The organism is Pseudoalteromonas luteoviolacea DSM 6061, from assembly GCF_001625655.1.
GTDB lineage: Bacteria > Pseudomonadota > Gammaproteobacteria > Enterobacterales > Alteromonadaceae > Pseudoalteromonas > Pseudoalteromonas luteoviolacea.
In genome coordinates, this window is the sequence record NZ_AUYB01000136.1 from 108,359 (window position 1) to 120,545 (window position 12,187).

The window sequence follows — 12,187 nt, forward strand, 5'->3', positions numbered from 1 at the left end:
TAAACTAAAGTATTATTCGTAGACTCTGTAGGAATAGAGAATAATGTGGCAAAACATGGTGTTTGTATTTGCAGTCACAGGTGTCTTGGTTGGATGTAGCGCGACTTCTCAAATCGGAGAGGATTATCAAAGCCAATTGAGCATGCCGGTAACGTGGCAGCAAACGCATACTGCAGGTAACGTACAGTCCAATTGGCTAGCGCAGCTAGACAATCCTCAAGTACATAAACTTGTATCACTGGCGTTAAGCAATAACCTATCAATAACAACAAAAGCTCTCGAAATTGAAACTGCTCGCCAACAGCTTATCATTAGTGGTAGTGCTTTATGGCCTACTCTGGAAGTCTCTTTTGATAGCACAAGGCGCAAATCTGCCAGTACAGAAGAGTATTCTAGTAGTCATGAACTCGGTCTTAAAGTGGGTTATGAACTAGACCTTTGGGGGAAACTCGCTGACGAAGACCGTCAAGCCAACCTCAATGTAATGGCTAGTCATGCAGAGTTTATGCAAGCGCAGCATAATCTTGTGGCTGATGTGGTTATTAGCTGGTTCGCCGTTATAGAGGGACAAAAACAGCTTGAATTACTTCATCAAAGATTAGAGCTGGTTGAACAGAATTTAGATATTATCGAAAACGGCTATAAACAAGGCTTAAATAGCGCCCTAGATGTGTACTTGACTCGCAATGAGTTTAGTAATGAAAAAGCGAAAGTAGCACAGCAAAGTGCTTTGGTAAGTGAAAGAAAGCGTGCGCTAGAGCGGCTGGTGGGTGAATATCCTAGTGCTCAACTTGGTGTGCATGCAGAATTACCATTATTGAGTTCAAATATTAACGTAGGTGTGCCCTCGGAGCTTGTGAGCCGTAAACCTGCGCTAATGTCTAGTTGGTATAAACTATTAGCACAGGATGCAGCGCTGGCTTTTGCTCACAAAAGCCGCTTTCCAAGTATCAATCTGACTGCGTCCTACGGCTCTAGTAGTAACGATTTCAAAGATGCATTTTCCATGTCATCAGCAGGGTGGTCCTTACTTTCGGGAGTCTCAGCACCTATTTTCAATGCCGGAAAACTAGCAGCAAACGAAGAGCTCGCAAAAGTACAGCTAAGAGCTCAAGAGTTGTCTTATCTAGACAGTTTGCAGGATGCTTTTACAACGGTAGAAAACGGAATAACCGCAGAGCAAGCGTTACGTAGCCGATATCAAGAGACGCTAGTTTCTGAGAAAAATGCACGACTTGCAGAGCAGCTTTCCTTTGAGCAGTACCAAAAAGGTCTAGTTAGTTATACCACTGTTTTGGACGCACAAAAGCGATCATTTGAAGCACAAAGCAGCCTTATCTCAATCAAGAATGAATTAATTAAAAACCGTGTAGAGCTCCATCTCGCGTTGGGCGGAGACTTTAAATCATCTCAGCCTAAGGAAGACAACAATGAATCCAGTTAAAAAAATAGTTTTACCAGCCGCGGTGCTGGTTGTTTCAATCTTATTGGTCATGTTTATTACGTCAAACCCGCCCAAAGCCAAGCGAGGACAAGGTAAGCCTCAAGCTCAGATGACGGTAGATTTTCAAACAGTTTCTACAGCTCCTTTCACTATGGAAATTAGCAGTTATGGTGTTGTTCAACCCCGCACTCAAAGTATGTTAGTGGCACAGGTTTCAGGCGAAATCAGCGAGATTAACGACAACTTTAGAGATGGCGGCTTTTTTGAAAAAGGTGAGCTTTTGTTGCGCATTGATGACAGGGATTATCATGCCGAAGTTCAGGTCGCAAAAGCAACCTTATTAAGTGCTCAGCAAGGTCTGATTGAAGAAGAAGCCCGCGGGAAACAAGCTGAGGTTGACTGGCAAAGATTGGGTGACGGCTCAGAGCCGAGTGACTTAGTCTTGCGAAAACCGCAGCTAGCAGCACAGCGCGCAAACGTGCTCTCAGCACAGGCCCAACTCGCCAAGGCAGAACTGGCTTTGGAACGCACGCAAATTATAGCGCCATTTGCAGGGCGTATTTTGAGCAAAAAGGTGGACCTTGGACAGGTGATTTCTACAAACAGCCAATTGGCACAAATATATGCCATTGATTATGTTGAGGTGAGGTTGCCTATAAACAATCGTGACCTTGCGTTTTTAACTCTGCCAGAACAATCCAGAGAAGGTACCAAACATGGTGATTTCGCAAGCGTCTTATTGAGCTCAGATCTTGGCGTTGAACAACAGTGGGTGGGCAAAATTGTCCGTACAGAAGGGGCCATAAACGAGTTATCACAACAGTTGTATGTTGTTGCTCAAATTGATGACCCTTATTCAATGGAGCAGCAAGACAATTTTGCAATCAAAATCGGCCAGTATGTCAATGCGCGAATCGCAGGAAGGACGATTAAAAACGCTATTACGATCCCCAATAGTGCTATCTATCAGGGAAGCTATGTGTATGTGTTGGATGACAATGATCTGTTGATGCGTCAGGAGATCACTCTAGCGTGGCAAAGCGAAGAAAACGCGATTGTAAAATCGGGACTATCGAATGGTATGAGATTAGTAACAACGCCACTAGGTCAAGTTAGCTCAGGAACTCGTGTAGCAGTAATGAATCGTTCACCTGATAACAAAACAAAAGATGCTAAAAGTTGGGAACAACTGAGTGAAAAACAGCAACGTCGAGTGCAAAAAATTGCTAAAGAACGTGGAGTCACTGTTGATCAGGTAATGGCAGAGCGTCGTGATAGAGCACAGGAGAAAGGCATATGATTGCTTGGTTTACACGCAATTCGGTTGCCGCCAATTTATTGATGATATCAATTTTGTTTGGTGGTTTATTCGCGCTTTCAACCAAAATTCCACTAGAAGTATTTCCTTCATTTGAAACCGACCGTATTAGTATTAGCATGACCTTAAGAGGCGCAACTCCCGAGGATGTAGAGCAGGGTGTGGCAATTCGTATTGAAGAAGCAGTGCAAGACCTAGAGGGAATTGAAAAAATATCTAGCCGATCAGCAGAAGGCTCTGCAAATGTGACTATAGAGGTTGAAAATGGCTATGACCCCAGGGAAATGCTAGCTGATATAAAAAGTCGGGTCGATGCGATTAATACCTTTCCTGCGGATGCAGAGAAGCCCGTTATTTCTTTAGCGCAACGAAAACGGGATGTTATTACTGTGACTGTAGCTGGCAGTTATGGGGAAAAAGAAACAAGAGAGTTTGCAGAGCAAGTCAGAGATGATTTGCTGAAGATTTCGGGTGTCACTCAAGTTGAGTTGGATGGGGTACGTGACTACGAAGTAGCCATAGAGGTAAGTCAAGATAAATTACGCCAATACGATTTGTCGATAAATCAAATTTCGGATCTGATTGCTAAATCAAGTGCAGATATCTCGGCTGGTAATTTAAAATCATCTGGTGGAGATATATTACTGCGCTCAAAAGGACAGGCGTATCGCAAAGATGAATTCGCAAATATAGCAATAAAAACAAATGCTGATGGCTCAGTGATTTATTTATCCGATGTGGCCAACATCATTGATGGATTTGAAGAAACGCCAGTCCGCACTCGCTTTAACGGAAAGCAAGCAGCATTTATTGAGGTATATCGAATAGGACAGCAAAGTGCCATTGAGGTCGCTGACAAAGTTAAAGCTTACATTGAAGAGCGCCAAGATTCCTTGCCATATGGCTACGAGCTAAGTTATTGGGATGATGATTCAGTCATTGTCAAAAAACGTATTGCTACGCTTGCTTCCAATGCATTGCAAGGGGGAATTTTAGTACTGGCGTTGTTGACTCTCTTTTTGCGACCAGCAATTGCATTTTGGGTTTTTATTGGAATACCGGTGTCTTTTATGGGCGCCTTTTTAGCGTTGCCTATTTTTGGTATGAGCTTAAACATCATGAGTTTGTTTGGATTTATTTTGGTTCTCGGGATTGTGGTCGATGATGCCATTGTCACCGGTGAAAACATCTACACTCATTTAAATAGCTCTGAGTCTGGTGAAATGGCCGCGATTAAGGGCACCCAAGAAGTGGCGACGCCAGTAACCTTTGGTATATTAACCACCGTTGCGGCCTTCCTACCTCTTGCCTTCATTGACGGGGTGCGTGGCGCCATATTTGCACAAATTCCTGTTGTTGTTATTCCTGTTTTGTTAATGTCATTAATTGAATCTAAATTTGTTTTACCGGCACATCTTAAAAACTTAAAACTGCGTAAAGATAAAGCAAAAACAAATAAATTTAGTCAATTTCAGCAGAACTTTGCAGATGGTTTTGAGCGCGCAATACTGAAGTATTATCAACCAGCGCTAAAGGCTGCTGTCTCTAACAAAGCGGTCACACTCAGCGCATTTGTTGGTGTGTTCATGATAATCGTTGCGTTAATCATGAGTGGCTGGACAAAGTTTATATTCTTTCCGCGTATTCCAAGTGAAACCGTGCGCGCAAATTTGACCTTACCAACAGGAACACCGTTTGAAGTGACGGCAAAGTATATTGACCTAATATCGGATAAAGCACAGCTTTTGAAGGACAAATATACCGATCCTGAAACGGGTGAAAGTGTCATTACGCACATTTTGGCTACTACAGGAGGGCGAGGTGGCGCTTCAAATTCTGGGCGTGTCCGCTTTGAAATCACACCTCCAGAATCTCGCTCAGTCAGTATCGACTCTCGTCAACTTGTTAGAGAGTGGCGTACTTTAATAGGTCGTATTCCAGGTGCAGAAAGTTTAACGTTTAGGGCGGAAATTGGTCGTTCAAGTGACCCCATTGATGTGCAATTGACAGGCACTTCTCTTGAAGTGTTAAGAGAAGCTGCGGACAAAGTAAAAGCGCAACTGGCGACATTTCCAACGGTTTTTGATATTACAGATAGCTTGAGCGACGGCAAAGAAGAGCTACAAATAGAATTAACCGAGCAAGGCAAGGCTTTGGGGTTGACACGTACAGACGTGTCGAGACAAATTCGCAGTGCCTTTTTTGGTGCGCAAGTACAGCGTATTCAGCGTGGTAGAGACGATGTAAGAGTCATGGTGCGTTTGCCTTTAAAGGAGCGTAGCAATTTGGCAACTTTGAATACTCTGCTAATTGACACGCCTAATTCTGCGGCTGTGCCACTGAGTCATGTGGCCACATTAATTCCGGGTCAAAGTCCATCAAATATCTATCGTATTGACAGGTATCGGACGGTCAATATCACGGCGGATATTGAAAAACAAAATACCAATATGACGGTGTTACAAGAGGAACTAAGAGTATTTTTAGATCAACTGGTATTGCAATACCCCGGCGTTACACATTCTTTAGAAGGTGAGGCAAAAGAGCAGCGTGACTCTTTTGGTTCACTAGGCTGGGCCTTGTTATTTGTCTTTTTTATAATTTACGCGTTATTGGCTATTCCATTTAAATCTTATATTCAGCCATTAATAGTGATGAGTGTGATCCCGTTTGGTTTGATAGGTTCAGTGATTGGCCACTGGATAATGTCCATGGAACTGACCATTATGAGTTTACTTGGGATGTTGGCGTTAATTGGCGTTGTGGTGAATGACTCTTTGGTATTGGTGGATTACATCAACAAACAAAAAGCCAGAGGGAAAGAAGTCATGGATGCCGTTTTGAGTGCGGGAGCGGCAAGGTTTAGACCGGTAATGTTAACAAGTATTACAACGTTCTTCGGCCTAATGCCACTTCTGTTCGAGCAAGAAACCCAAGCGCAGTTTTTGATCCCGATGGCGGTGTCTTTAGGGTTTGGTATTGTTTTTGCCACTTTCATCACTTTACTGCTCGTACCTGTAAATTATCTAATAGTGGATAAGGTCCAAAGCCTAGGGAGCATGCTCAAATTAAAGGCCGTATAAACTTTTCTACTTAACTTGGTGATATTGTACATACCCCCCTAGCAATCAGAGGGATGTACGATATCATCAAGTTGATCAACTTCTCGAGCGCCAACTCAACACACCGCTTTATCAATGATACTTCCCATTTTTTCGTTATTTCCATAGCTCGCTCGGGACATATTACACCGACCACATATAATTAGAGGGCTACTCTTTTTCTTGCTATGCGGTATTAAAAACAATTGTGTTGTTATTTTTGACGCTTCTATTAAACGATATGAAAATAAAATAAATATATAAAAATCAATTTCTTAAATTTGATTTTTGCGTTTTTTGGTAAGGGGTTGATAAGTAGATCTGTGCCTGAGGTCAGAATTGCTTATTGTTATAATGGTTAGAGCTCTATATAATTTATATTAATTGAACGTTCAATTAAAATAAATATGCCTAAAGTTGGAATGGAACCAATACGTCGACAGCAACTAATAGATGCGACGTTGGAATCAGTTGCAGAGCTTGGTCTACATGCAACGACAATAAATAGTATTAGTAATCGAGCCGGATTATCGTCTGGGATTATTAGCCATTACTTCGGTGGCAAACAGGGCTTGATGGAAGCCACTGTTCGTTACCTTTTGACAAACTTGAAAACCAGCTTACTTTCAAAAGTAGAACCCAGTACCAACGCGTATGATCGCTTAATGTTCATTGTCGAAGCTAACTTCTCAATGGTTCAACAGCAGAGCAAAACGACAAGAACTTGGTTAAGTTTCTGGGCCCATTCGATGCATGATGGGCAGCTGCACCGTTTACAGTTAGTTAATTCGAAAAGGCTCTATAGCAACTTAACATATTCATTTCTGGGTTATTTTAATAAGGATGAAGCGCAGCAAGCGGCTAAATTAGCCGCGGCTATGATTGATGGACTGTGGTTGCGTGCAGTGCTAAGTAAAGCAGGCGAAGAATCGTTCAAAGAAGCCGAGCTGCTGGCTAAGCAGTATATCTCATCTCTAATTTCATCTTCTGGAGTAAAAGTATGACCACGGTGGTTTATCAAAACTTTATTCATGGCGCATTTATCGCGAATCAATCTCAAGAAACATTTCCTGTTAAAAATCCAGCCACTGATGAAGTAATTTATCATGTTGAGGTCGCCGATGAATATGTTCAAGCTCGCGCAATTGAGAGTGCGAAACAAGGTTTTGCGATATGGTCAGCAATGGCGCCAGTTGAACGCAGCAGGATTTTAAACAAAGCGGTTGCGTTGCTTAGGGAGAGAAATGATGAGTTGGCACGAATAGAAGTATTGGATACTGGAAAGCCGATTCAAGAAGCTGATTGTGTTGATATCCAGACTGGTGCGGACGTGATTGAATATTTTGCCGGTTTGGCCCCAACACAAGTTGGTACTCAACAGCCAGTGGGCAGTGACTTTTTTTACACTCGTAAGGAACCTTTGGGTATTTGTGCGGGTATCGGCGCATGGAATTACCCCTTGCAAATAGCTTGCTGGAAGTCAGGTCCAGCACTTGCGACAGGTAATAGTTTAATATTCAAACCATCTGAAGAAACACCGTTGGGTGCTATTAAGCTAGCCGAAATTTTTATCGAAGCAGGCATGCCTCCGGGTGTATTTAACGTTGTGCAAGGCGCAGCAGAAGTAGGCCAGTGGCTGACCTCTGAACCTAATATTGAAAAAGTCTCTTTTACTGGCGAAGTAGGTACCGGAAAACATGTAATGCATAGCGCAGCGTCCAATCTCAAAGACGTGACGATGGAACTAGGAGGTAAGTCTCCACTTATCGTATTTGAAGATGCCGATGTATCAGAGGCTGTCAGTGCGGCGATGTTAGGTAACTTTTATACGCAAGGTGAAATATGCACCAACTGCACAAGAGTGTACGTTCATAAAGGAATCTATCAGCCATTTATCGATGAACTTAAAGCGCGTACTGAAAAAAATATCATTGCAGGAAATCCACTTGAGCCACATGTAAACTTAGGTGCGTTAATTTCCAAAAAGCATCAGCAACTGGTTCTTAATTATATAGAAATAGGTAAAAATGAAGGCGCCACTCTTTTGACCGGAGGTCATGCCTTATCGCCACAATCTGCTCCAAATGGATACTTTGTCGCGCCGACTATTTTCGTTGACTGCACCGACGATATGACCATCGTAAAAGAAGAAATATTCGGGCCAGTATTGAGCGTTCTGACATTTGAAGATGAAGAAGATGTAATTGCTCGAGCAAACGATACTGACCTAGGATTAGGTGCGGGTGTATTTAGCTTAAATATTCAAAGAGCTCATAGGGTAATCCATCAGTTAAATGCAGGTATCTGCTGGATAAACAGCTATGGAAATTCTCCTGCCGAGATGCCAGTTGGAGGCTATAAACAGTCTGGAATTGGTAGAGAAAATGGTATCGAAACGCTCAACAGCTATACGCAGACTAAATCTGTGTATGTTGGTATGAGCAAGATAGAAAGCCCATTCTAGGAGGGCTTATGTCTCAATTTGATTATATCATTGTTGGTGCTGGATCTGCTGGTTGCGTTTTGGCAAATCGCCTTTCAGCCAACCCACAACATAAGGTCCTGTTACTTGAAACTGGCGGCTCAGATAAGAGCATTTTTATTAAAATGCCTACTGCGCTCTCTATTCCTATGAATACCGAGAAATATGCTTGGCAATTTCATACTGAGGAAGAGCCATATTTAAATAATCGCAAAATGCACTGCCCGAGAGGAAAGGTGCTCGGTGGATCTTCTTCAATCAATGGCATGGTTTACGTGAGAGGCCATGCAAAGGATTTTGATGAGTGGGAAAGTCATGGTGCTAAAGGTTGGAACTACCAGACCTGTTTACCCTATTTCAAAAAGGCGGAAGCATGGCTTTTGGGCGAAGATGATTACCGAGGCGGAAAAGGCCCGTTAGGTGTCAACAACGGCAACAATATGGTGAACCCCCTTTATCGTGCTTTTATTGAGGCAGGAAAAGAAGCCGGTTATTCGGTTACTAATGATTACAATGGAGAGCAGCAAGAGGGCTTTGGTCCGATGCATATGACTGTAAAGGACGGAGTTCGCTGTTCTACAAGCCGTGCATATCTGGATCCAATCAAAACCCGCAATAACTTGACTGTGGTAACTGGCGCTAAAGTAACACGAGTACTGTTAGACGGTAGGCATGCGAAAGGTGTGGAATACGCTTTGGGTGATGCTTTAATTACCGCCAAAGCTGATAAAGAGGTTGTTTTGAGTGCTGGGCCAATTGGCTCGCCTCATATCTTGCAATTATCGGGAATTGGTGACTCAAAAATATTGGAAAAAGCGGCAATTGAAGTAAAACATCATTTGCCTGGTGTTGGTATGAATTTGCAAGACCATCTTGAGTTTTACTTTCAATATAGATGCAAACAGCCTATCACGTTAAACGGCAAGCTTGGACTAATATCAAAAGGCCTAATTGGTGCCAAGTGGATTTTGAACAAGTCAGGGTTGGGAGCTACGAATCACTTCGAGTCGTGTGCATTTATTCGTTCTAAGGCTGGTGTCGAGTGGCCTGATATTCAGTATCACTTTTTACCCGCAGCAATTCGATACGATGGTAAATCTGCATTTGAGGGTCACGGGTTTCAGGTTCATGTAGGGCATAACAAACCAAAAAGTCGAGGATCCGTAACCGTTCAGTCAAATGATCCTGCGAAAGCGCCAAAAATTCAGTTTAATTATCTACAACATCAAGACGATATAGAGGGTTTTAGGGCGTGTGTGCGTCTAACTCGAGAAATCATTTCGCAAGCGGCATTTTATGACTATAGGGATGGTGAAATTCAACCTGGAGAACATATTCAGTCTGACGAAGAGATTGACGAATTTGTGCGTCAAGCTGTAGAAAGCGCATATCACCCATCATGTTCTTGCAAAATGGGTGAGGATGATATGGCTGTAGTAGATTCTGAAACGAGAGTTCATGGAATCGCAGGGCTTCGAGTTGTCGATTCGTCTATCTTTCCAACGATCCCCAATGGAAATTTAAACGCACCAACAATTATGGTTGCAGAAAAAGCCGCAGATATGATCTTGGGGATTAGCCCTTTACCATCGTCTACCGCAAGCTCTTTTGTCCATCCCGACTGGCATCATCAACAACGCTAAATATATAAAAAATTCGCCTTGTGTTGGTCTTTGGACTGGCACTGGCTTGCGAGGCGTGTCCATCGATTAGCTAGTTTAGAAAAATCGTAATGGAACAGTAAGCAAGTTTAATAATTACAACCTTAAACGGGAAAACACATGAGTTATTTTTATTTATTTTGGGAGGGCGATAATGACCATTTGGCTTAGTGCAGGCGTGTTATTCACCCTACTATCAATTGTTTTTATTCTTTACAAATGGGGAAATGTCCAAGTTGTTGGCGTAACTCCCGTTAAAACTTTTACGTTCATCGCTATTTTGTTTACTTCGGGACTTGATGTCGGTTTGATCATGTTCCCTTTAACCGAGTTTGCAGGTTACGCAGACATAAGCGCAAGCCCAGAATATGGTTTTACTAACCCTCTAGCCATTGAGTTTGGGTTTTGGGGTTTTTTGATCTGGGGATTTTATTTCCTGACCTGTTTTTATTTCTGCGTAATCGAGCCAAAAGTAAAGTTCTTCGAGATCCCTTTGGTAAAACTTATTAATAATGTGGTAATTATTGGTACCTGTGCATTTACTGCATTTTTGCTGCTATCGAATTTGCCTTGGTATTTGCCAAGCGTAGGTGATGGCGAATCCATAGTCGCTCTATTCTATCTAATCGTATTTATAGCTATATCAATTGCTGTCTACTCAAGTACAAATATTAAGTATGTAAGGCTACTCAGTGTCTCAACAACTTGGGTTTTCATAGGCCTAATTGCACTTTTATGGATTGATGCTTTCGTACTGGGCGATAGTGCAATGGGAAACTATTTTACGAACCTTGCGCTGATGGGGGACTATTTTGCCAATATGCATCAGTTTGTTTTACCTATGAATGATTATCACGAGTTTTATCTATTTTGGTGGTTTGCTTGGAGCATTATGATTGGGCAATTTACGGCTCGTTTTGTTGGCGGACTGAAGACTTATGAAGTTCTGGCCGCAATGCTCGTGTTCCCTTCAATTCCCATTGCAGCTTGGTTTGCTGTTTTATACCATTACCATGAGGCAGGGATTTCTACCGAAGGATTGACTAACTTTGCAATGGTGTTTGTGGGAGTAGTTTTTGTGATTAACTCTCTAGACTCACTAATTCGTTTATACACCGATAATCTTGGACTTACTACTCAACGTTTGGGTAAACGTAAGTACATTGCGCTTAATATAGTCGCGCTATCTTTACTAACCTTATTGTTCCAACTTAATTTTTTGCAAATTCAATGGGTAGGCGCAATTGTTATTGCCATTTTCTTCGCATGTTTTGGATTCATAGTCGGCAAAAAGTTGCGCGCGGTTGGCGGAATTAAAAGTTCGCCAGAAGATAATGAAATTGATTTTAACAAAATAAAGACTGTCAGCTAATTATGAAAAAGATAAATAAAATTGCATTGCTCCCATTGGCTCTATTTTCCGGACTTTCCATGGCCGATTTGAGTACGACTATAACTGCGGCATCAGACTACACATTTAATGGTGTAAGTCAGACTAAAAATGATCCAGCTATACAAGGTAGCATCGACAAGTCTTTCAGTAATGGCGTTTATGTAGGCTCTTGGGCGTCTAACGTAGACTTTGGCGACACAGATATAGAATGGGATTTTTATCTCGGAAAGTACCACGAGTTCAACGCTACATGGAGTGTTGACTATGGTGTGGCTTATTACACCTATCATGGAGCAAGTGAGTCCAGTGATGGAAATTATCCTGAAGCATATGCAAAGTTTGGTTATAACAACGCTCTAGGTAAAACAGAGTTTAACTTTTGGTACAGTTGGGATTATTTCGGCGTTGATGTGGGCCACACGATAGCGATGGTTGCGCATACTTTTGAAGTTGCACCAAACCATGCTTTGAGGGCGAGCTTCGATGTGTCTAATTCATTGGATGGTGACAAGTGGCTTTGGAAAGACAATGACAAGTCTTACTACCATTATCGATTGGCTTATCAAACGAGCATCGACGCATTTAACATTGAATTGGCTGCCGAGAATACAAACTTAGATATCGATACTGCTGATGAGCGTATCGTCTTGTCGGTATCTCGCACCTTCTCTATGTAATACAGCCCAATGTCAGGTGCGTTATATCGGCGTACCTGACATTAGTGATTTTTCTTTTGCGTTAGTGCCTGCAAATTTTTACTTTCACAACAAAAATCCGTACAATCATCG

The 12,187-nt window shown here is 42.2% G+C and carries 8 protein-coding genes; all 8 read left to right on the plus strand.

Going from position 1 to position 12,187, the window contains the following annotated elements; genetic code table 11:
* The first annotated feature begins 43 nt into the window (after window positions 1-43).
* Window positions 44-1,444, plus strand: a complete 1,401-nt coding sequence (locus N475_RS21405; protein ID WP_063357916.1) for an efflux transporter outer membrane subunit — start codon at window positions 44-46, stop codon at window positions 1,442-1,444.
* Complete coding sequence (locus tag N475_RS21410) at window positions 1,431-2,744, plus strand: efflux RND transporter periplasmic adaptor subunit (protein WP_063357917.1); 1,314 nt, start codon at window positions 1,431-1,433, stop codon at window positions 2,742-2,744. The genes N475_RS21405 and N475_RS21410 overlap by 14 nt, the downstream gene beginning before the upstream one ends.
* Window positions 2,741-5,845 (plus strand): efflux RND transporter permease subunit, encoded by a 3,105-nt coding sequence (locus tag N475_RS21415; RefSeq protein ID WP_063365928.1) that lies wholly within the window; start codon window positions 2,741-2,743, stop codon window positions 5,843-5,845. Before N475_RS21410 ends, N475_RS21415 begins: the two co-directional genes overlap by 4 nt.
* 425 nt (window positions 5,846-6,270) lie before the next feature.
* Window positions 6,271-6,867 carry a transcriptional regulator BetI gene (gene betI, locus N475_RS21420; RefSeq protein WP_063357919.1) on the plus strand — a complete coding sequence of 199 codons (597 nt, stop codon included), beginning with the start codon at window positions 6,271-6,273 and terminating at the stop codon, window positions 6,865-6,867.
* On the plus strand, window positions 6,864-8,327 hold the full coding sequence (betB, locus tag N475_RS21425) for a betaine-aldehyde dehydrogenase (protein WP_063357920.1): 1,464 nt from the start codon (window positions 6,864-6,866) through the stop codon (window positions 8,325-8,327). The genes betI and betB overlap by 4 nt, the downstream gene beginning before the upstream one ends.
* An 8-nt stretch (window positions 8,328-8,335) precedes the next feature.
* On the plus strand, window positions 8,336-9,988 hold the full coding sequence (gene betA, locus N475_RS21430; protein ID WP_063365929.1) for a choline dehydrogenase: 1,653 nt from the start codon (window positions 8,336-8,338) through the stop codon (window positions 9,986-9,988).
* Window positions 9,989-10,160: 172 nt separating this feature from the next.
* The gene (locus N475_RS21435) at window positions 10,161-11,378 is read left to right on the plus strand and encodes a BCCT family transporter (RefSeq protein WP_063357922.1); all 1,218 of its coding nucleotides are present in this window, start codon (window positions 10,161-10,163) and stop codon (window positions 11,376-11,378) included.
* Between the two features lie 2 nt (window positions 11,379-11,380).
* Window positions 11,381-12,076, plus strand: coding sequence for a TorF family putative porin (locus tag N475_RS21440; RefSeq protein WP_063365930.1), 696 nt, complete (start codon window positions 11,381-11,383; stop codon window positions 12,074-12,076).
* The last annotated feature ends 111 nt before the right edge of the window (window positions 12,077-12,187 follow it).